Annotated in this window: 18 protein-coding genes; 10 read left to right on the forward strand and 8 right to left on the reverse strand. The window is 49.8% G+C overall.

The window, feature by feature from the left end:
• Window positions 1-32: 32 nt before the first annotated feature.
• The 3 genes from FH968_RS11390 to FH968_RS11400 are packed head-to-tail and all read right to left on the reverse strand — an operon-like array spanning window position 33 to window position 1,743.
• Complete coding sequence (locus FH968_RS11390) at window positions 33-224, reverse strand: YpfN family protein (protein WP_139879504.1); 192 nt, start codon at window positions 222-224, stop codon at window positions 33-35.
• A gap of 30 nt (window positions 225-254) precedes the next feature.
• The gene (gene dapE / locus FH968_RS11395; protein ID WP_139879506.1) at window positions 255-1,382 is read right to left on the reverse strand and encodes a succinyl-diaminopimelate desuccinylase; all 1,128 of its coding nucleotides are present in this window, start codon (window positions 1,380-1,382) and stop codon (window positions 255-257) included.
• A 4-nt stretch (window positions 1,383-1,386) separates the two neighbouring features.
• Window positions 1,387-1,743: an ArsC family reductase gene (locus tag FH968_RS11400; protein WP_139879509.1), complete on the reverse strand. Its 357-nt coding sequence runs from the start codon at window positions 1,741-1,743 to the stop codon at window positions 1,387-1,389.
• 401 nt (window positions 1,744-2,144) lie between these two features.
• Between FH968_RS11400 and ypfM the strand changes: the two genes are divergently transcribed.
• A complete protein-coding gene (gene ypfM, locus FH968_RS11405) occupies window positions 2,145-2,204 on the forward strand; it encodes a protein YpfM (RefSeq protein ID WP_087867655.1) in 60 nt (19 codons plus the stop codon).
• Between the two features lie 100 nt (window positions 2,205-2,304).
• Here ypfM and acrD read toward each other — a convergent pair whose 3' ends face one another.
• From acrD to narQ, 3 genes are all read right to left on the reverse strand, one after another.
• Window positions 2,305-5,421: a multidrug efflux RND transporter permease AcrD gene (gene acrD, locus FH968_RS11410; protein WP_139879511.1), complete on the reverse strand. Its 3,117-nt coding sequence runs from the start codon at window positions 5,419-5,421 to the stop codon at window positions 2,305-2,307.
• 137 nt (window positions 5,422-5,558) lie between these two features.
• The gene (narP, locus tag FH968_RS11415; protein WP_139879513.1) at window positions 5,559-6,203 is read right to left on the reverse strand and encodes a nitrate/nitrite response regulator protein NarP; all 645 of its coding nucleotides are present in this window, start codon (window positions 6,201-6,203) and stop codon (window positions 5,559-5,561) included.
• Between the two features lie 50 nt (window positions 6,204-6,253).
• Window positions 6,254-7,951, reverse strand: a complete 1,698-nt coding sequence (gene narQ / locus FH968_RS11420; protein WP_139879515.1) for a nitrate/nitrite two-component system sensor histidine kinase NarQ — start codon at window positions 7,949-7,951, stop codon at window positions 6,254-6,256.
• Between the two features lie 326 nt (window positions 7,952-8,277).
• On the opposite strand from narQ, the gene aegA reads away from it, so the two are divergent.
• The 8 genes from aegA to FH968_RS11460 all read left to right on the forward strand — a co-directional run bounded on the left by aegA (window position 8,278) and on the right by FH968_RS11460 (window position 16,966).
• Window positions 8,278-10,275 (forward strand): formate-dependent uric acid utilization protein AegA, encoded by a 1,998-nt coding sequence (gene aegA, locus FH968_RS11425; protein WP_139879637.1) that lies wholly within the window; start codon window positions 8,278-8,280, stop codon window positions 10,273-10,275.
• A 351-nt stretch (window positions 10,276-10,626) separates the two neighbouring features.
• Window positions 10,627-11,121: a ferredoxin-type protein NapF gene (gene napF / locus FH968_RS11430; protein ID WP_223271317.1), complete on the forward strand. Its 495-nt coding sequence runs from the start codon at window positions 10,627-10,629 to the stop codon at window positions 11,119-11,121.
• Window positions 11,111-11,374: a chaperone NapD gene (gene napD / locus FH968_RS11435; RefSeq protein WP_139879519.1), complete on the forward strand. Its 264-nt coding sequence runs from the start codon at window positions 11,111-11,113 to the stop codon at window positions 11,372-11,374. The genes napF and napD overlap by 11 nt, the downstream gene beginning before the upstream one ends.
• Entirely contained in the window at window positions 11,371-13,857 is a 2,487-nt protein-coding gene (gene napA, locus FH968_RS11440) for a nitrate reductase catalytic subunit NapA (protein ID WP_139879521.1), read from the forward strand. The genes napD and napA overlap by 4 nt, the downstream gene beginning before the upstream one ends.
• 13 nt (window positions 13,858-13,870) lie before the next feature.
• Complete coding sequence (napB, locus tag FH968_RS11445; protein WP_139879639.1) at window positions 13,871-14,320, forward strand: nitrate reductase cytochrome c-type subunit; 450 nt, start codon at window positions 13,871-13,873, stop codon at window positions 14,318-14,320.
• An 8-nt stretch (window positions 14,321-14,328) separates the two neighbouring features.
• On the forward strand, window positions 14,329-14,931 hold the full coding sequence (napC, locus tag FH968_RS11450; protein ID WP_139879523.1) for a cytochrome c-type protein NapC: 603 nt from the start codon (window positions 14,329-14,331) through the stop codon (window positions 14,929-14,931).
• A 269-nt stretch (window positions 14,932-15,200) separates the two neighbouring features.
• On the forward strand, window positions 15,201-15,776 hold the full coding sequence (nudK, locus tag FH968_RS11455; protein ID WP_139879525.1) for a GDP-mannose pyrophosphatase NudK: 576 nt from the start codon (window positions 15,201-15,203) through the stop codon (window positions 15,774-15,776).
• A gap of 146 nt (window positions 15,777-15,922) precedes the next feature.
• The gene (locus FH968_RS11460; RefSeq protein ID WP_139879527.1) at window positions 15,923-16,966 is read left to right on the forward strand and encodes a DUF1176 domain-containing protein; all 1,044 of its coding nucleotides are present in this window, start codon (window positions 15,923-15,925) and stop codon (window positions 16,964-16,966) included.
• A gap of 68 nt (window positions 16,967-17,034) precedes the next feature.
• Here the strand turns inward: FH968_RS11460 and tkt are convergent, their stop codons facing one another.
• The gene (gene tkt, locus FH968_RS11465) at window positions 17,035-19,032 is read right to left on the reverse strand and encodes a transketolase (protein ID WP_139879529.1); all 1,998 of its coding nucleotides are present in this window, start codon (window positions 19,030-19,032) and stop codon (window positions 17,035-17,037) included.
• Window positions 19,033-19,053: 21 nt separating this feature from the next.
• Window positions 19,054-20,004, reverse strand: a complete 951-nt coding sequence (tal, locus tag FH968_RS11470) for a transaldolase (protein WP_139879531.1) — start codon at window positions 20,002-20,004, stop codon at window positions 19,054-19,056.
• Window positions 20,005-20,262: 258 nt separating this feature from the next.
• Here tal and maeB point away from each other — a divergent pair, with 258 nt between their 5' ends.
• Window positions 20,263-22,542, forward strand: coding sequence for an NADP-dependent oxaloacetate-decarboxylating malate dehydrogenase (maeB, locus tag FH968_RS11475; RefSeq protein ID WP_139879533.1), 2,280 nt, complete (start codon window positions 20,263-20,265; stop codon window positions 22,540-22,542).

Genomic DNA, 22,542 nt, shown 5'->3' on the forward strand with positions numbered 1-22,542 from the left:
TATGGTTAACTGACAGCCCTTTATTTGTATGATTAAGGCTTTTTCTTTGGAAAATCGTCTTCATCATCCCACTTATCGTTGAAGTCACGATGCGGGGGAAGTTCGGGCTTGTTCGCCATGTATTTTTTCGGATCGATACGTTTCATGTCCTTAATAACGTTAAGGAAAACGCCGACAAGAAATACCAGTACGATAATCCACCAGTAGTGCGAAAGCCATTCCATGCCAATACCTCACTCGAGTTGTATAGCTCATCAAGCGACGAGCTGCTCCATAATGCGTTGATACATACGGGCTAAAAGTTGCAGGTCTGCGGCGTTAACACACTCGTTAATTTTATGAATCGTCGCGTTCACCGGCCCAAGCTCTACCACTTGTGCACCCATCCGTGCGATAAAACGCCCATCCGATGTACCACCCGTGGTTAATAATTGCGGCCTGATTTCATTATAGTGCTCAACGGCATTCACTACCGCATCCACCAGTTTACCGCGTGAAGTCAGGAACGGTTGGCCTGAAAGCCACCAATCAAGGGTATAACGCAACTGATACTTATCGAGCAGGGCAATCACGCGTTGTTTGATATCTTCCTCAGTCAGCTCAGTGCTGAATCGGAAGTTGAATTGCACTAACATATCGCCTGGGATCACGTTATTGCTACCGGTGCCAGCCTGAACGTTGGCAATTTGCATGCTGGTGGCAGGGAAGAATTCGTTTCCTTTATCCCATTCGATGGTAACCAGTTCGCTCAGCATAGGTGCAGCACGGTGAACGGGGTTATCAGCCAGGTGCGGATATGCAACATGTCCCTGAACACCATGAATAGTGAGGTTACAGGTCAGTGACCCGCGGCGGCCATTCTTCACTACGTCGCCAACAACTTCTGTGCTGGATGGCTCGCCAACCAGGCAATAATCGAGTCTTTCATGACGAGCCATTAAGGTTTCGACCACTTTAACCGTGCCATTTTTAGCACTGGCTTCTTCATCAGAGGTGATCAGAAACGCGAGGCGGCCTTTATGGCGAGGGTTCTGTGCAACAAAACGTTCGGCTGCGACAACCATTGCCGCAAGTGAACCTTTCATATCTGCGGCACCACGACCAAACAGCATGCCATCACGGATGGTCGGTTCAAACGGTGGGTTGATCCAGCGATCGGCGTCGCCTGAAGGCACGACATCGGTATGGCCAGCAAACGCCAGCGTTTCACCTTTTCCTCTCCATGCCCAGAAATTTTGTGTGTCGCCAAAATCCATGTGCTCAATGGTAAAACCGATAGCACGCAGTCGCTCAATCATCAGAGCCTGGCAGCCAGCGTCGTCGGGGCTCAGGGAAGGGCGGCGGATAAGCTGTTGCGTCAGCTCAATAACCGGGCAAGACATAGGACTATACCTCGTTGATAAACTGCTGATAGTTCGATTCATTGAAACCCAGCAGCATAGGCTGCCCGGGCGTGTAGAGCAATGGGCGTTTGATGATTGCAGGCATTTCCAACATCAGAGCAGCAGCCGTCTGCGCATCATTAATGCTGGCTCGATGCGCCTCCTCAAGCTTACGCCAGGTCGTTCCTCGGGTATTCAACAACGCTTCCCAACCTAACTGCTCGATAAAACTATTCAATAACTCGGCATCCAGTCCGTCTACGCGATAATCATGAAATGTATAATCCACACCTTGAGAGTCCAGCCAGCGCCGTGCTTTCTTAATGGTGTCGCAGTTTTTAATGCCGTAAAGAGTTATCACGTAGTAATCCTTATTCTTTCAGTGTGATTATTTATGCAGGTAATTAGAATAATTAAAATGATAAAAAAGTCGCAAGGCAAAATATAGCTTAATTGCTACCCTGAATGTTATGTAATAGTGTTTCTTTTTGCAGTGGTGAGTATTTTATCGCCAATAATGCAACATTATTCTTCACCCCTCACATTATGACGGAATATCAGTGTTTTCGGGCTATGCAGCCAAAATCCTAAAGTTGAAGAAACATTTTGTTTCAAGTGTTCCGTCACATTATTAAAACTCTAGTGGGCTAATAATTAAGCCAATACGTAATCGAATTTCAATATTTGATGATAGTCAGTAAAGCCACGTAGTAACGTAGCTTCACTCAACGTATAATTAAAGCAATAATAAGTGAGGCAGTTATGATTGAACACGAACTAGGGAACTGGAAAGATTTCATTGAAGATATGCTTCGTAAATGATCTGACCGGATATAAAAATCTACAGGAACATGATGTTCTTATTCTCAATACTCTTTGAGCCATGCAAAAAGCGACCTTGTTAAGGTCGCTTTTTTGTTGTTTAGTTTTCTGAATGTGCTTTGAGCGGGAATCGCCTGCGCACCAGAACGAAGAAAAGTGGGACGAAGAATATTGCCAGCACCGTAGCTGAAATCATTCCCCCCATTACCCCAGTCCCCACGGCGTGTTGGCTACCGGAACCCGCACCTGTGCTGGTGGCCATCGGCAGTACACCGAAAATAAACGCCAGCGAAGTCATCAGTATCGGGCGTAAACGCTGTCGGCAGGCATCAAGCGTTGCGGCAACCAGTTCGCGTCCTTGGGCATTCATGTCGTTAGCAAATTCGACAATCAATATGGCGTTTTTGGCCGCAAGCCCGATAACCGTTAACAACCCCACCTGGAAGTAAACGTCGTTTTCCAGCCCGCGCATCCAGGTTGCCAGCAACGCACCAATCACGCCAAGCGGAACCACTAACATCACCGAGAACGGCACTGACCAGCTTTCATAGAGTGCGGCCAGACACAAGAACACCACCAATAGTGAGATAGCGTATAGCGCTGGAGCTTGTGCACCAGAAAGCCTTTCCTGATAAGACATACCCGTCCATTCAAGGCCAAAACCCGCAGGGAGTTTCTGCACCAGGTTTTCCATTATGTCCATCGCAGTACCGGTACTGATACCTGGAGCCGCTTCACCGACAATTTCTAACGATGAATAGCCGTTATAGCGTTCAAGCCTGGGTGAACCGGTTTCCCAATGCGATGTTGCGAAGGCGGAGAATGGCACCATTCCACCGTCTTTATTACGCACATACCATTCGTTAATATCGTCCGGCAACATGCGGTATTTGGCGGCAGCCTGTACATAAACTTTCTTCACGCGTCCACGATCCATAAAGTCATTTACATAGCTCGAACCCCAGGCTGTTTGCAGCGTATTGTTAATATCGGCAATGGAGACACCTAAAGCCTGAGCTTTGCGTTGGTCGATATCGATCTGCATTTGCGGGCTATCGTCCAGGCCGTTGTGGCGCACGCGAGTCAGCGAACTATCATTCCCTGCCATTTCAAGCAATTGGTCGCGAGCCTGCATTAGCGCCTGGTGTCCGGCACCCGCGTGATCCTGCAATTCCATATCAAAACCAGCAGCATTGCCCAGCCCGTTAATAGCTGGCGGGCTGCTGGCAATAACCTGGGCTTCTTTGATTTTACGGAATGCCTTAGTGGCACGTTCAATGATGGCAAAAGAGCTGCCTGTGCTGGAGTCTCTGTCATCCCAATCTTTGAGACGAACAAACATTCGTGCCACGTTTTGTCCGTTCCCTCCAGGCCCCGCACCAATTGTCGAGAACACCGACAGCACGTTGTCCTTCTCTTTGGTCAGATAATACTGCTCGATACGGTCAACGATTTTCAGGGTTTGCTGTTGAGTTGAGCCGCTTGGGAGTTGCACTGAGGTCGTAAATACACCACGGTCTTCCAGTGGCAGGAAGGAGGTTGGCAGGCGCATAAACATAAACACCATACCACCAAGCAACAGGCCGTATATCAGCATCCAGCGCACGCTATGGGCGAGTATTCTCCCCACGCCATGTTCATAACGTTCAGCGTTGCGGTTAAACATGCGGTTAAACCAGCCAAAGAAACCTTTCTGGCCGTGTTGTTCACCCTTATGCAGCGGTTTAAGGAGTGTGGCACAAAGCGCTGGCGTCAGAATCAACGCCACCAGCACCGACAACACCATGGCGGAAACAATGGTGATAGAGAACTGGCGATAAATTGCCCCGGTAGTACCGCCGAAGAATGCCATCGGAACGAATACCGCCGAGAGCACCATGGCAATCCCGACCAACGCACCCTGAATCTGGCCCATTGATTTACGGGTTGCCTCTTTAGGCGACAATCCTTCTTCGCTCATGATGCGTTCGACGTTTTCTACCACCACGATGGCGTCATCTACCAACAAACCGATAGCCAGGACCATGGCAAACATCGTCAGGGTATTAATACTGTAGCCGAAGGCATAGAGTACCGAAAAGGTACCCAAAAGCACCACTGGTACGGCGATAGTCGGAATCAGCGTTGCGCGGAAATTTTGTAAAAATAGATACATGACGAGGAACACCAGCAGGATAGCTTCCAGCAGTGTTTTTACGACATCCTTGATGGATGCTTTAACAAATGGTGTTGTTTCATAAGCGATTTTTGCTTCAAGCCCATGCGGGAAAAACTGCGAAAGCTCGTCGATTCTCGCCCGCGCCAGCGCATCGGTTTCCATCTCGTTGGCACCGGATGCAAGCTTGATCCCAAGCCCAGAAGCGGCTTGCCCATTATAGCGGCTCAGGAAGTCATACTTTTCTGCGCCTAACTCAACGTCTGCAATATCACCGAGCGTAACGACCGAACCGTCCTGGTTCACGCGAAGGGTAATATCTTTAAATTGTTGCGGTGTTTGCAGCAGTGACTGAGCATTAATGGTGGCATTTAGCGCCTGCATATCAACAGACGGCGTCCCGCCTAATTGCCCCACGGCAATCTGCGAGTTCTGGGAACTAATGGCATCAACCACATCTTGTGTGGTCATCTGATAACTGGTGAGTTTGGTTGGATCCAACCAAATTCGCATTGAGTACTGCGAGCCGTAAGCATCGACACTGCCCACGCCATTAATACGGCTGAGCGGGTCTTGAACGTTACTGGCAACGTAGTCGGCAATATCTTGCTTATCCATACTGCCGTCAGAAGAAACAAATGCCACCATCAAAATGTTGGTGTCACCGGTTTTATTTACCGTAACGCCTTGAGTCTGTACCGCCTGTGGCAGCTTACGTAGTGCTGACTGCAACTGGTTTTGCACCTGTTGCACAGCTTCATCAGGATCGGTCCCGGCTTTAAAACTCAGTGTAATGGTGGCCTGGCCTGCACTGCTGCTCTGGGAGGACATATACATCATATTATCCAACCCGGTCATATTCTGTTCGATGACCTGGATTACCGTATTTTCCAGCGTTTGCGCAGAAGCACCCGGATAGTTTGCCGTAATACGTACGTTTGGTGGGGCGAGGTCGGGATATTGCTCAACAGGAAGTGAAAAAATAGCCAGTGCACCGGTAAGGCACAAAATAATGGCCAACACCCAGGCAAAAATGGGGCGATTGATAAAGAAATTCGCCATTCGGTCAGAACCTCGTCAGTACTTCAAATTGTGATTATTGATATCAGTCGTCACTGTAGCCCTAACTGTAAGTCCAAACGTGGAGAAATTAAGAAGATATTGTAAATTATCTCGTGCTCTGTAGTGTTTAGAGTGCTTTAAAACCCTCGACTTTCAAGGAATAGCACGGTTGCAGCGACTCTGGAACGCACCTGAAGTTTGCGCAATAAATTCCGAATATGGACTTTTACTGTTTCTTCCGAAATATGCAGACCTGATGCAATCTGCTTGTTTGATAAACCCCTGGCGACTTCTTGCAACACATCCAGTTCACGCTCGGTCAACACGGTGAACGGGTTATCGATGCGTTTTTCAGTACCACGCGTTCGTAAATACTCTGCGACTTGTTCGCTGTAGGATTCACCTTGCGTTGCACCACGGCGGATATCTTCGAGCAGCACTTCTGGGTCACTGTCTTTGAGCAAATAGCCGTCGGCTCCGGCATCAATAAGAGTGAAAATGTCGCTGCGTGAATCTGAAACAGTCAGCACGACGATACGCGCACTGACACCATCCCGGCGTAAGGCGTTTAACGTATCCAGCCCGCTCAGACCTTTCATATTCAAGTCGAGCAAGATGAGATCTGGAGACAGTCGATTTGCCAGGCTAATGGCCTCGGCTCCGCTGCTGGCTTCGCCCACCACGGAAAAACTATCATCCATCTCGAGTAGCTGACGAATACCACGACGCATTAACGGATGATCATCAACGATCAATACCTGGCAGATAATTTTCTCACTCATCACAACCCCCACAATTGTTCATATTTTTATCGTTATAAATTTGCTGATGTTTAAAGTGTCGTCTGTTCTGACGGCGGCGAACGAAAATTCATCGTAATAAGAGTTCCACCCAGCACAGGGCGTGAAATAGTCAGCTCGCCACCTAAGCGTGCGGCGCGCTCATGCATAATATTTAATCCGTAATGCCCTTCAGGTTCGGTCAGGCTGGCAATCCCATTGCCATCATCAACAATATTCACCGTATGAATCCCCGAAAGGGACGTACTACAGCTTACGGATATATTACGTGCTCGCGCATGTTTAATCGCGTTCAGCACACCCTCACGGATAATCTGTAACAGGTGCACCTGCTGTGGAGCATCCAGAGCCTGAGTTGGAATATGGCAATCAAGCGTAATCGTGGCCGCTGTCTGGTTACGCAGCGGGGCAATCATTTCCTGCAAAGCTGCGGTTAAATCTGCTTGCTGGAGCGTCAGGCGGAATGTGGTTAATAACTCACGCAACTGGCGGTACGCATCGTTCAGTGCCTGGGAAAAATCATCAATAATGTGCTGCGCGGATGGGTTCTCTGCGGGTACGGCACGCTTTAGCAACGCCAGTTGAATACGCAAATAAGAGAGCACTTGTGCCAGCGAATCATGTAATTCGCGGGCAATCGTTGCACGTTCTTCCATCAGCAATAACTGTTGATAGTGTTTTTGCGCCTGATTGAAATACAGACCACGGCCCAACATATTGGCCAGGCTTTGCATTAACACAAGCGGCGGGCTGCCCGCTGGAGCCTGCCAGCGCAGTAAGCCTAATTCTTCATCCTCAAGGACAATGGGCAATGTTTGCCACTCTTCATTTTTTTGTTGAACACCATCGTGTATTTTCCAGTTTTCACCCGTTTTCATTTCAAGATAACTGACCGGTGTTTTCTGACGCACCTGCTGCAAAACTCGCTCAAAACAGTGTTGATCAATGGTGCTGACGGTGAGCGCCTGCGAACAGGCATATAGCACTTCCAGCGTCTGGTTAGCTTCCTGCAAGTCCAATGTTTTTTCCTGCACGCTCTCTTCTAGCGAGCGGTAGAGTTTTTGCAACTCACCAGACATACGCGTAAAGGTATGCGCCAACAAACCCAGTTCATTCGGTAATTGCGTATTCAGCGGCGGGTAATTGAATTCGCCGCGTTCAATGGAAGCACTGGCTTCCATAAGCTTGTTCAGCGGTGCCACAACCTGGTGGCGAAATCGGCGTAAGGTAAAAAAGACCAGTGTGAAAATGGCGATAAAACCCACTACCGAGGCCATAACTACCTGCATCATTTTGCGTTCGGCATAATGTTGAAGCGCTAAAACAAACAGATCGATTTGCTCTACATAGCTGGTGATGTTGTCCTGATACCATTGCAGGTCGCCACGGCGAAGATGGTTTTCCATCGCGATCCAGGCATGGTTAATGCTGTCAAAACGGCTACGCACTTCAGCGGGAACCCACAACTTTTCTAATTTTATCAGGGCAGGTGAGCGTAACGACTGGCTGTACTGTGCAAGATGGTTATCCAATTGTGCACGGTCGCCCTGTAAATCATAACCAAGGCGATAGCTCTGCATACGTAATGAACCGGCTACATTCACCGCCTCTGCGTCACGCAAACTGCTGGCAAGAGTTAGCATCGCGATGCCTGTGGAAAGCAGCGATAGCAATACGATGTAAAAGAAGGCGCGGGCCAGGCTAGTTGAGACCGAGCGTTTTACTATCACCGTGTAATAACCCTTAGAAACTATAGAGAGCGAAACGTACCAGAAACTGGCGATTCCACAAATTCTTGTTGCTTATATTTCGGCATATCTTCCAAAACGACCTTTGAGAATTAACTCAGTTACATCAGAAGAATAACTGCTGCATAACAAAAAGATGAGAAATGACGTTTCATTAAACACGAAAAGAAATTGATCCTTACCAGGTTATTAGCAGATATCGCCGCAAACTGGGCAAATGACCATTGCCAGCGAAGACATCACCAGGTAATAACATACCCCCATAAAAAATAAGCCTCCTGTTTGTCATAACGGGCCAAGGGGTAATGATGAATCGTTTTGTTCTTGCCAACGCACAGCTATGTATCGGTTGTCATGCTTGTGAGGTCGCCTGTGTGATGGCTCACAACGAAGAAAAGCATGTTCTGACAACTCAGCAATTTCAGCCCCGGATTTCGGTTGTTAAACATGATGGGCAACGTAATGCGGTGACATGCCGCCATTGCGAAGATGCCCCATGCGCAAACAGCTGTCCTAATGAAGCCATTTCACGCCTAAACGAAAGCGTGCAGGTGAATCAGCAAAAGTGTATTGGCTGTAAATCTTGTGTCGTGGCATGCCCGTTTGGTGCTATGCAAATCATCACTGTTCCGCTCAATAATGGCCGTTCAGTTAAAGCGAACGCTCATAAATGTGATTTATGTAATGACCGTGAAAACGGCCCAGCATGTGTGGAAAACTGCCCCAGTAAGGCACTGAAATTAATTAATAGCGAGACGCTAACCGCATTAGCAAAAGCCCGGCGTTTACGCTCTGCGGCTCACGAAGCTCAGCCATGGCACAACAGCGCACAGCAAATGGCGCAACAACAGTCATTGGGTGTCGATTTAAGTAAAGTGAGCAAAATGCGCGCCACACCTGCGCGAATTGACCCAGACAAAATAGACCTGGCATTACGTAAAACTGGTTTCGCCGAAATTTATCATACCTTCGATAAATCCCAGGTTGAAGGCCAGGCTGAAAGGTGCCTGAAGTGTGGTGAACACAGTATTTGTGAATGGACTTGCCCACTACACAACCATATTCCCCATTGGATTGAACTCGTCAAAGAAGGGCGCATTCTTGAAGCTGTGGAACTTTCGCACAAGACAAACTGCTTGCCCGAAGTTACCGGACGCGTATGCCCGCAAGACCGCTTGTGTGAAAGTGCTTGTACGCTCAAAGACGAATACGGCGCTGTCACTATCGGCAATATCGAACGCTATATTTCCGATAAAGCATTTGCCAGCGGATGGAAACCCGATCTCTCTTACGTAAAACCGACAGACCGCCGCGTGGCGGTGATTGGCGCCGGACCTGCTGGGCTGGCTTGCGCTGATATTCTGGCGCGTAACGGCATACAGGCCACGGTGTTTGACCGCCATCCTGAAATCGGTGGACTGCTAACGTTCGGCATTCCGGCGTTCAAATTGGATAAATCGCTGTTACGCCGTCGCCGTGAAATCTTCAGCTCGATGGGCATTGAATTCCAACTGAACACCGAGATAGGCCACGACATCACACTGGCAACGGTTCTGGCAGAGTTTGACGCTGTATTTGTTGGCGTCGGCACCTATCGTTCAATGAAAGCTGGGTTGCCGAACGAAGATGCACCAGGGGTTTATGATGCTTTGCCGTTCCTGATTGCCAATACGAAACAGGTCATGGGATTGCCAGAATTGGCGGATGAGCCGTATATCAACATGGCGGGTAAGCAAGTTGTGGTGCTCGGCGGAGGGGATACCGCAATGGACTGTGTACGTACTTCTATTCGTCACTGTGCCGGGCAGGTTACGTGCGCATATCGCCGTGACGAGGCCAACATGCCGGGCTCTAAAAAAGAAGTCAAAAATGCCCGTGAAGAAGGGGCCATGTTTGAGTTCAACGTTCAGCCGCTGAGTATTGAACTGGGCGATACTGGATGCGTATTAGGCATCCGCATGTTACGTACCCAAATGGGGGAACCAGATGAGCAAGGTCGCTGCCGCCCCGAGCCGATTGAAGGTTCAGAATTTATCATGCCAGCGGATGCCGTGATTATGGCGTTTGGTTTCCACCCACATGGCATGCCATGGCTGGAGGAGCAAAGCGTGAAGCTCGATAGTTGGGGGCGAATTATTGCCAGCGTCGAGGATAAATTACGGTACCAGACAAGTAACCCGAAAATCTTTGCTGGTGGCGATGCTGTTCGTGGCGCTGATCTTGTGGTGACGGCAATGGCGGAAGGCCGCCATGCCGCAATCGGGATAATGGAGTATCTTGCTGTTCCTCCACAACACCTTCATTAATCGTTAATTTCACCCCAGTTCAACGCTGGGGTGAGCGTTTGTTTTACAAACTCAATTCCTTTTTGATCCCACCCCAGTATTTACCCCTAAAGGGTGATGCCTCTACCACCCCTTTGTCACATAACGTAACACGTAATAAAAACCCGCGTATCCCCGTCACATTTCAAGTCGCTGGTGCGTTGGCTGTGTTTGCTCACCCGAATCACTTACTTGAGTAAGCTTATCGGGATTCGCTTTCTTGCCACCCTCCAACAACTCGGATTGTTTTGGGTAGAAAACTACGGAAATAACACAGAAGTGTTTGCCGGTTTCAATCCTTAGAAATCTGGTATTTGTGAAGCAAGGATGTGCCTGATGGCTGATTTTTCCCGACGTGGATTATTAACAGGGAGCTTTCGACGCTCCACCACTGCCTTCCGCCCACCATGGAGCGGGGATGAACAACATTTTCTTGTTGATTGCACTCGTTGCAATGCCTGTTTGTCAGCTTGTGAAACCCGCGTTTTAAGACGTGGCCTGGGTGGTTACCCCGAAGTTAACTTCAGCAATGGTGAATGCACCTTCTGCTATGCCTGCGCACAAGCTTGCCCGGAAAAACTTTTTCTTACGCGCGCGGTTTCTCCCTGGGAACATACCTTGTCGATTGGCGATAACTGTCTTGCCAGAAACAGTGTCGAATGCCGTAGCTGCCAGGACATCTGCGAAACACAGGCTATTTCATTTCGCCCCTCTGTGCAGGGCATTGCCCAACCTTTACTCAATCAGACCGATTGTACGGCCTGCGGTGCATGCATCGCAGGTTGTCCTGTTTCAGCCATCTCCATGAGGCACGCAAATGCAAGCTAACTGGCACGTCTGCGGCCTGGTGGTTCAGGCTCATCCACAAGATATTCTCGCAGTCAGTACTGCATTGAACGCGCTACCCGGCAGTGAAGTCGCGGCAAGTGATGCTGAGCAAGGAAAATTAGTGGTGGTTATAGAAGCGGCGCGTAGTGATGCGCTGCTGAATCAAATTGAGTCGGCACGCAATATTGCGGGTGTGCTGGCGGTGTCGCTGGTTTATCACCAGCAGGATGAGCAAGGTGAGGAAACACCATGAAACTCAGTCGTCGTAGCTTTATGAAAGCAAACGCTGTTGCAGCCGCGGCGGCTGCCGCTGGCCTTAGCATACCAGGCGTGGCCCAGGCTGTTGTCGGAAAACAAGATGCCATCAAATGGGACAAAGCTCCGTGCCGTTTCTGTGGTACCGGTTGTGGCGTGTTAGTCGGTACCCAGGATGGCCGTGTCGTGGCAAGCCAGGGTGATCCGGATGCGCCTGTAAACCGTGGCCTGAACTGCATCAAAGGCTATTTTTTGCCAAAAATCATGTACGGAAAAGACAGACTCACCAAGCCATTGCTGCGCATGAAAGATGGTCAGTACGATAAAGAAGGTGAGTTCACTCCAGTCAGCTGGGAGCAGGCCTTCGACATCATGGAGCAAAAATTCAAAACCAGCCTAAAAGAGAAAGGGCCGGATGCAGTCGGTATGTTTGGTTCCGGGCAGTGGACAGTGTGGGAAGGTTACGCTGCGTCCAAATTGTTCAAGGCGGGTTTTCGTTCCAATAACCTCGATCCGAACGCCCGCCACTGCATGGCATCTGCCGTCGTGGGCTTTATGCGCACCTTCGGTATGGATGAGCCGATGGGCTGCTACGACGACATCGAGCAGGCCGATGCATTCGTGCTGTGGGGCTCGAACATGGCAGAGATGCACCCGGTTTTATGGTCGCGCATCACATCTCGTCGTCTGTCGAATGAAAATGTTAACGTTGCCGTTCTCTCTACCTTCCAGCATCGTAGTTTTGAGCTGGCCGACAACGGCATGGTGTTCACGCCGCAAAGCGATCTGGCGATCCTTAACTACATCGCCAATTACATCATTCAGAACAATGCCATCAACGAGTCGTTCTTTAAGCAGCATGTGAATCTGCGCAAAGGGGTGACCGATATCGGCTATGGTTTGCGCCCGACACATCCACTTGAAAAAGCGGCCAAAAACCCAGGTTCTGATGCTTCCGAGCCAATGAGCTTTGAAGATTACAAGGCCTTTGTTGCTGAGTACACGCTGGAAAAAACCGCCGAAATGAGCGGCGTGCCAAAAGACCAGCTCGAAGCGCTTGCTCAGTTGTACGCTGACCCAAATAAGAAAGTGATTTCTTATTGGACGATGGGTTTCAACCAGCATTCCCGTGGCGTATGGGCTAATAACCTCGTCTACAACATCCACTTGTTGACCGGAAAAATTTCTAAACCTGGCTGTGGCCCGTTCTCCTTAACTGGTCAGCCGTCGGCTTGTGGAACGGCGCGTGAAGTTGGCACCTTCTCCCATCGCCTGCCAGCAGACATGGTGGTGACTAACGATAAACACCGTCAAATTGCTGAAAATCAGTGGCAACTACCTGCCGGAACCATTCCTGCGAAAGTGGGCCTGCATGCCGTGGCACAAGACCGCGCGCTGAAAGATGGCAAGCTCAACGTTTACTGGGTGATGTGTAACAACAACATGCAGGCCGGACCGAATATCACCGAAGAACGTATGCCAGGCTGGCGTGATCCGCGCAACTTCGTGATTGTCTCCGATCCGTATCCAACGATCAGCGCATTGAGCGCGGATCTGATCTTGCCGACGTCAATGTGGGTGGAAAAAGAAGGGGCTTACGGCAACGCTGAACGTCGCACTCAGTTCTGGCGCCAGCAAGTTAAAGCGCCGGGTGAGGCAAAATCCGATCTTTGGCAGCTAGTGCAATTCGCGAAACGCTTCAAAGTGGAAGAAGTTTGGCCTGCTGAATTAGTGGAAAAGAAACCGGAATACCGCGGAAAAACGCTGTTCGACGTGCTGTTTGCTAACTCTAACGTCAGTAAATTCCCGGTCACTGAACTGGCAGAAGATCAGCTCAATGACGAATCTCGCGAGCTGGGATTCTATCTGCAAAAAGGGTTGTTCGAAGAGTACGCCGCATTTGGCCGTGGTCACGGACACGATCTTGCACCGTTTGATGACTACCACAAAGCACGCGGTTTACGCTGGCCAGTGGTTGACGGTAAAGAAACACTCTGGCGCTACAGTGAAGGCCACGATCCGTATGTGAAAGCGGGTGAGGGTTTCAAATTCTACGGTAAACCGGACGGCAAGGCCGTTATCTTTGCGCTGCCATTTGAGCCAGCGGCAGAATCCCCAGACCTTGAATACGACCTGTGGTTATCAACCGGACGCGTGCTGGAACACTGGCATACCGGCAGCATGACACGCCGCGTACCTGAGCTACATCGCGCCTTCCCGGAAGCGGTTTTGTTCATTCATCCGCTTGATGCAAAAGCGCGTAATTTGCGTCGTGGTGACAAAGTGAAGGTTATCTCTCGTCGTGGCGAAGTGATTTCGATTGTCGAAACCCGTGGTCGTAACAAGCCACCGCAAGGGCTGGTCTACATGCCGTTCTTCGACGCCGCGCAACTGGTGAATAACCTGACGCTGGATGCGACCGATCCTCTTTCGAAAGAGACGGATTATAAAAAATGCGCTGTAAAACTGGCGAAGGTGTAAGGGGGATTAAATGATGAAAACAACCATCCTGACAAAGACGTTATTTCAATGGGCTACTGCGTTTACTTTGCTGGTAAGTGGTGCGTTATGGGCTGCAAACGGTGTGGATCTGACACAGTCTCCGGAAGTTTCTGCTACACCGGAAGGTTCGATACACATGCCAAAGCAGCAAGGGCGTATGGCGCTCAATTACGTCAATCAGCCGCCAATGATTCCGCATAGTGTCGATGGCTACCAGGTTTCAACTAACACTAACCGTTGCCTGCAATGCCACGGCGTGGAGCATTACCGCACGACGGGGGCACCGCGCGTGAGCCCGACGCACTTTTTAGATAGCGATGGCACAGTACTTTCTAACGTCGCGCCGCGTCGTTACTTCTGCTTGCAATGCCATGTTCCTCAAACCGATGCGGCACCGATTGTCGAAAACACATTCACGCCGTCTAAAGGCTTTGGGAACTAGAGGCCATTATGGATAAATCAACCCGTAAACCCGGTATCATCCGACGTATATGGCAGTGGTGGCGTCGCCCAAGCCGCCTGGCACTTGGCACGTTATTGCTGATTGGTTTCGCTGGCGGGATTATTTTCTGGGGCGGTTTTAATACCGGCATGGAAATGACTAACCGCGAAGAGTTTTGTATTGGTTGCCATGAAATGCGAGCCAACGTCTACGAAGAATATATGCAGACCGTGCATTACAACAACCGTAGCGGTGTGCGGGCTACTTGCCCTGATTGCCACGTTCCCCATGAATGGGGGCCGAAAATTATACGTAAAATTCAGGCCAGTAAAGAGTTGTATGCCAAAGCGTTTGGTTTAATCGACACGCCGCAGAAGTTTGATGATCATCGCCTGGCGATGGCGCAAAGCGAGTGGCGCAGGATGAAAAACAACAATTCGCAGGAGTGCCGAAATTGCCACAACTTTGACTATATGGATTTCACCGCCCAGAAAACGGTTGCGGCAAAAATGCATGATAAGGCGGTAAAAGATGGGCAAACCTGTGTGGATTGCCACAAAGGAATAGCGCATAAGCTGCCGGATATGAGCGAAGTTAAAAACGGCTTTTAGCTTTTCGGTAGATTAATTATTCCCCTAAATAATTCGAGTTACAGGACAAAAGGCTTAGCTTTTGAACAGCGCTTGCGCTGACCCCAAAGGGGCGAGGCTACACTGAGTAACGCGGCCAGATAGCAAGTCCCTAGGAGCATAGTGATCTATGTGACTGGGGCGTGCAGTCGCAGCCAACGCATTTGCAGCTTGAAGTATGACGGGGGGCAAGACAAACGCTACATGAAAGCCTATGATTATCGGCTCCCCTAACTCATTGTGGAGACGGTATGTCGATTAAAATCGAAGTCATCAAAGATAAAATCCTCTCAGATAATTACTTCATTCTGCGTAATATCACCTACGATCTATACCGTAATGAAGCAGAAGCTATCCGTCACAAACGTGAAGTGTATGACCGTGGTAACGGCGCAACAATATTGCTGTATAACCGTGAGAAAAAAACGGTGGTGCTGACGCGCCAGTTCCGCATTGCAACATGGGTTAACGGCAATGCTGATGGCATGTTAATTGAAGCCTGTGCAGGCTTGTTAGATGCAGACGAACCGGAAGTTTGTGCGCGTAAAGAGGCCATTGAAGAAACCGGTTATCAGGTTGGGGAAGTCGAAAAAGTATTCGAACTGTATATGTCTCCGGGCGGCGTAACAGAGTTAATTTACTTCTACATCGCTGAATACACCGAGGCACATCGCGAACACGCTGGTGGTGGTATTGATGATGAAGATATCGACGTGCTAGAACTGCCTTTCCCAAGGGCACTGGAAATGGTAGCAAATGGTGAAATTCGTGACGGAAAAACGGTTATTCTGTTGCAACTACTGCAATTACGCAGACTTATGAATTAAAAACATTTAAATTCAACCTATTACGGATGAATGATTTTAAGTAAATCTATCCGATAAATCCGATTGAGCGCAAACGTTAACCAGACGAAGATATCGCCACTTTTTGTACGATTTTTCTCTTCGTCATTACAGGATGTGTGTCGCCAATGTGTCAGTGGATCAAATCGCTGTTTCTCTTTTTATTCTTTATAGCGAGCTCCGTTTTCGCGGCACCGGCACAAAAATCTTTCTCCGACTGGCAAGTTACCTGCAATAACCAAAATTTTTGTACGGCCCGTAACACTGGGCTGCATCAAGGGTTGGTCATGACTCTTACCCGCAGTGCGGGGGCGCATACTGATGCGACGCTGAGAATTGATCTAGGGAATATGAACACCACGGAAATTAAAGCCCCGTCAATTGCTCCGCACATGCTGGTTGAAGGCGAACCGCTGGTGCTGGATTTAGCCAAATGGCAGGAAACGCCACATCATCTTAAAACGGGAGATGCTGATGCGATTAACAGCTTCCTGGGTAAAGTGGTTAACGCCGATGCGATTACGCTGTCGCAAGGGCAGGGGAATATCTCTTTAGTTGGGTTGAAAGCGTCACTGTTGTTTATCGATAGCCAGCAACAGCGAGTAGGCAGCGAAACGGCGTGGATTAAGAAAGGTGACGATCCGCCACTGAGTGTTCCACCTGCGCCCGCGCTGAAAGAAGTCACGCTGACTAACCCAACGCCAACGCCGTTGACACAGGTCGAGCTAAGTGACCTGATGGATTACGGCACCTGGCGCATGAATAATAGCCAATGTTCGTTAGATCCCGCCCGCCGTGAAGTCCGTGTTTTTGCAATCAGTGATGATAAAGTGCTGCTGATGACTGGCTGTGAAGCTGGGGCTTACAACGTTGTCGATCTCGCCTGGATTGTGTCGCGCCAGAAACCGTTCGCCGCCAGACAAATTCGCTTAAAACTGCCGTTTGCGCCTGCAAGTGGGAATACAGAACTCGAGCTTATGAATGCAGGTTATGACGAAACCAACAAAGAGCTGGTAACACTTGCCAAAGGACGCGGAGTCGGCGATTGCGGCGTGACAACTCGCTGGCGTTTTGACGGGCAACGTTTCCGTTTGGTGCGTTATGCAGAAGAGCCGACGTGCGATGGGTGGAATGGGAGTGCCTCGTGGCCGACTTTGTGGGTGACGAAGTAATTTAGAATCATCCTCACTCCAACCCTCTCCTGTGGGAGAGGGTTGGAGTGAGGATAAAGAGAGACTGATTAAACCCCTAAAACTTTCTTCGCTTTTGCCACCACATTCTCAATGGTAAAGCCAAAGAACGGGAACAACTTATCGGCTGGTGCCGATTCCCCATAGGTCGTCATACCGACAATTGCCCCTTTCAAACCGACATATTTGTACCAGTAATCAGCAATACTTGCTTCTACAGCCACGCGAGCGGTGATATCTGAAGGTAAAACAGATTCACGATACGCTTCATCCTGAGCATCAAAAATATCGGTAGAAGGCAGCGAAACAACACGCACCTTATGGCCTTCCGCTGTGAGTTTATCCGCCGCCAGCACAGTAATTTCCATCTCTGAACCTGTCGCGATAAGAATGACATCCGGCTTGCCGTCACTGTCTTTCAGGATATAACCGCCGCGGCTAATGGCTTTGACCTGTTGCGGGTTGCGTTCCATTTGCGCCAGATTCTGACGCGAAAGAATCAATGCCGTTGGGCCGCAATGTCGCTCAACTGCCGACTTCCACGCAACCGCTGCTTCAACCTGATCGCATGGGCGCCATGTACTGAAATTCGGTGTCATACGTAGACTGGCTAGTTGTTCTACAGCCTGGTGCGTTGGGCCATCTTCACCCAAACCGATCGAGTCATGGGTATAGACCATTATCTGTCGTGCTTTCATCAATGCAGCCATACGCGCCGCATTACGTGCGTATTCCACAAACATCAGGAAGGTTGCTGTATAGGGGACAAAGCCGCCATGGTGGGCTATCCCGTTGGCGATTGCCGTCATGCCGAATTCGCGCACGCCGTAGTGAATATAATTCCCGGCAATGTCTTCTTTAATCGATTTGGAACCAGACCAGATTGTCAGATTGCTGGGTGCTAAATCGGCGGAACCGCCAAGCAATTCAGGCAGAAGTGGGCCGTAAATATTGAGTGCATTTTGCGATGCTTTACGGGTAGCAATTTTTGCCGGGTTAGCCTGCAATTCCTCTATGTAATTCTGCGTGATTTCCTGCCAGTTTTCTGGCATCTCTCCGTGCATCCGGCGGTGGAACTGCGCACTCAACTCTGGATACTCTTTGGCATAGGCGGCGAATTTATCATTCCAGGCCGCTTCAGCTTTTTCACCTTTTTCTTTCGCATCCCAGGCGTGATAAATCTCTTTCGGGATTTCAAATGCCGGGTAATTCCAACCCAATTGCTTACGGGCGAGAGCCACTTCCTGTTCGCCCAACGCCGCGCCATGCGCCTCTTCTTTACCCGCTTTATTTGGCGAACCAAAACCGATAATAGTGCGGCAGATAATTAGCGAAGGCTTATCCTTCACGCTTTGCGCTTCCAGAATCGCCTTCTTCACCGCTTCTGGATCGTGTCCGTCAATTTCATGGACTACATGCCAGTGATACGCCTCAAAACGTTTGGCGGTATCGTCGGTAAACCAGCCTTTGGTTTCACCATCAATCGAAATGCCGTTGTGGTCATAGAAGCCGATTAATTTGCCAAGGCCAAGGGTGCCTGCCAGTGAGCAAACTTCATGAGAGATGCCTTCCATCAGGCAGCCATCCCCCATAAATACATAGGAAAAGTGATCGACAATTTTATGGTTGGGGCGGTTAAATTGCGCCCCAAGTGTACGTTCGGCAATAGCCATGCCGACGGCATTGGCTAACCCCTGGCCAAGCGGTCCGGTGGTTGTTTCTACACCGGGCGTGTAACCAATTTCCGGATGGCCTGGGGTTTTGGAGTGTAACTGGCGGAAGTTTTTCAACTCCGACATCGGCAAGTCATACCCGCTCAGATGCAACAGGCTATAAAGCAGCATCGAGGCGTGGCCGTTGGACAGAATAAATCGGTCGCGGTTAGCCCAGGTGGGGTTCGTCGGGTTATGGTGCAAGAATTCGTTCCATAACACTTCGGCAATATCTGCCATCCCCATCGGTGCGCCAGGGTGGCCCGAATTCGCTTTTTGTACCGCGTCCATACTCAGGGCACGAATGGCATTAGCAAGCTCTTTACGAGATGACATGTTTCACTCCGTTGTTGTCGTTCAAATTTTGGCGGCGAGCAAATCTTCCAGTTTGCGTTGATCAATTGCGAACAAGCGGATGCCTTCAGCCAATTTTTCTACTGCCATTGGGTCCTGATTATGTTCCCAACGGAAGTCAGCTTCGCTAATAGGTTCCGGACGGCGGAATCCCTGCGAAGTAGGTACCAGTTTGCGTACTACGGGTTCATCGCTTTCCTGGAGCTGTTGCAGCAGGTTAGGCGCGATGGTCAAACGGTCGCAACCCACCAGCGCCAGAATTTGCTCGGTGCGACGGAAGCTCGCGCCCATCACAATGGTGCTGTAGTTATGCTGCTTAAAGTAATCATAGATATTGCGCACCGATTTGACGCCCGGATCTTCTTCAACCACATACGGGTCCATCGGCTTACGGGCTTGATACCAGTCATAGATGCGCCCAACGAACGGTGAAATTAGGAAGACGCCTGCTTCAGCACAAGCTCGCGCCTGCGCAAAGGAAAACAGCAGCGTCAGGTTGCAGTCGATGCCTTCTTTTTGCAGTTCTTCTGCGGCACGAATACCTTCCCAGGTAGAAGCAAGCTTGATAAGAACTCTTGATTTATCAATGCCAAGTTCTTCATAAAGCGCAATCAGCTGGCGTGCTTTAGCAATACTTTTCTCTTTATCAAAAGAGAGGCGGGCATCTACTTCTGTCGAGACTCGCCCTGGGATGCTTTTCAGAATCTCTGCACCGAAATTAACCGCCAACTTGTCGCAGGCTTGTACGACTTGCTGTTCTTTCGCACCACCACGTTGTTTACCGTAAGCAATGGCATCATCAATGAGCGTTTGATAGTGCGCTAAACCCGCAGCTTTCAGTAATAGTGAGGGATTGGTTGTCGCATCAATAGGCTGGTAATGACGGATAGATTCAATGTCTCCACTGTCGGCAACAACGGTGGTGAATTTTTTAATGCTGTCTAACTGGCTCATGACTATCTCCTTGAAATACAGGGTGTAGCGCGAGTGCTCCATGTCACTCGCGATAAGAATTCATCGTCGGCATAACTAAAAAGCATAGCAGATAGGCTTAGCATTGTTGTTAATGCCGAGTAACATAGTCGCCTTGATTTACTAACATTTCTCTCGGACATTGCTGATAGTATGGCGATGTTCAAAGTTTAGAGCGCGCACAAGCGTGATACTACGTGACCTTACCGACCCTTTAGAGTGATAAAAAGGAACGAAGAAATGGATGAACAACTGAAGCAAAGTGCCCTCGATTTTCATGAATTCCCTACTCCCGGAAAAATTCAGGTATGCCCAACCAAACCGCTGGCGACTCAGCGTGACCTTGCGTTGGCCTACTCCCCGGGCGTTGCGGCACCTTGTCTTGAGATAGAAAAAGACCCACTTGCTGCTTATAAATACACGGCACGTGGCAACCTGGTCGGCGTTATTTCAAACGGCACTGCCGTTTTGGGACTGGGCAATATCGGTGCGCTGGCGGGCAAGCCAGTGATGGAAGGTAAGGGCGTTCTGTTCAAGAAATTTGCCGGTATCGACGTGTTCGATATCGAAGTTGATGAAATGGATCCCGACAAACTCATTGATGTGATTGCTGCCCTTGAGCCGACGTTTGGCGGCATCAACCTTGAAGATATCAAAGCGCCAGAGTGTTTCTACATCGAGAAAAAACTGCGTGAGCGCATGAACATTCCTGTGTTCCATGACGATCAGCATGGTACTGCTATCATCTGTACTGCTGCCGTACTTAACGGCTTGCGTGTTGTTGAGAAGAATATTTCAGATGTGCGCCTCGTCGTTTCTGGTGCGGGTGCATCCGCCATTGCCTGTATGAATCTGCTGGTGCAATTGGGGATTCAGAAGCACAACATCGTAGTCTGCGACTCCAAAGGCGTTATCTACAAAGGCCGTGAAGAAAACATGGCGGAAACCAAAGCCGCTTACGCGGTGGACGATAACGGTAAACGCACACTTGATGAAGTGATTGAAGGCGCGGATATCTTCCTTGGCTGTTCTGGCCCGAAAGCGATGAGCCAGGAAATGGTTAAGAAAATGGCTCGCTCACCGCTGATTCTGGCGCTGGCAAACCCTGAGCCAGAAATCCTGCCACCGCTGGCAAAAGAAGTGCGTCCGGATGCGATTATCTGTACCGGCCGCTCTGACTTCCCAAACCAGGTTAACAACGTGCTGTGCTTCCCGTTCATTTTCCGTGGCGCGCTGGATGTAGGTGCAACGGCGATTAACGAAGAGATGAAACTGGCGGCGGTTCACGCCATTGCTGAACTGGCTCACGCCGAGCAAAGCGATGTTGTCGCTTCTGCTTATGGTGAAGAAGAACTGACTTTCGGTCCTGAATACCTGATTCCAAAACCATTCGACCCGCGTCTGATTGTGCAGATTGCGCCAGCGGTTGCGAAAGCGGCGATGGATACCGGTGTGGCTACGCGCCCGATTAAGGACTTCGATGCCTACAGAGAAAAACTGACCGAATTCGTCTACAAAACTAACCTGTTTATGAAACCTATCTTCTCTCAGGCGCGTAAAGATCCAAAACGCGTCGTGTTAGCGGAAGGGGAAGAAGCTCGTGTGCTGCATGCGACTCAGGAGCTGATCACGTTAGGTCTGGCGAAACCGATTCTGATTGGTCGCCCAGCGGTTATCGAAATGCGGCTGAAGAAACTTGGCCTGCAAATGCGTGCAGGTGTTGACTTCGAAATCGTGAATAACGAATCCGATCCGCGTTTCAAAGAGTACTGGAATGAGTACTACAACATCATGAAACGCCGTGGTATTACACAGGAACAAGCGCAGCGTGCGGTTATCAGCAATACGACGGTTATCGGCGCAATTATGGTGCACCGTGGTGAGGCTGATGCCATGATTTGCGGCACTATCGGTGAGTACCATGAACACTTTGCCGTACTGGAAAAACTGTTCGGCTACCGCGAAGGCGTAAAAGCAGCGGGTGCCATGAACGCATTGCTGCTGCCAAGCGGCAACACCTTCATTGCAGATACTTACGTTAATGACGATCCATCGCCAGAAGAGCTGACAGAAATTACCCTGCTGGCTGCGGAAACGGTGCGTCGTTTTGGTATCGAGCCGAAGGTCGCGCTGTTGTCGCATTCCAACTACGGTTCTTCGGATTCGAAAGCCGCTTGCAAAATGCGTAAAACGCTGGAGATGGTTCGCGAGCGTGCACCAGAGCTGGAAATTGACGGTGAGATGCATGGTGATGCAGCGCTGGTGGAAAGCATTCGTAACGAACGTATGCCAGACAGCCCGCTGAAAGGTTCGGCAAATATCCTGATCATGCCGAACGTGGAAGCCGCTCGCATTAGCTACAACCTGTTGCGGGTTTCCAGTTCCGAAGGGGTGACCGTAGGGCCAGTATTGATGGGCGTGGCAAAACCGGTGCATGTGTTAACACCGATTGCCTCTGTGCGTCGTATTGTGAATATGGTCGCGTTGGCAGTTGTTGAAGCGCAAACCGTTCCGCTGTGA

Source organism: Buttiauxella sp. B2 (genome assembly GCF_006376615.1).
GTDB lineage: Bacteria > Pseudomonadota > Gammaproteobacteria > Enterobacterales > Enterobacteriaceae > Buttiauxella.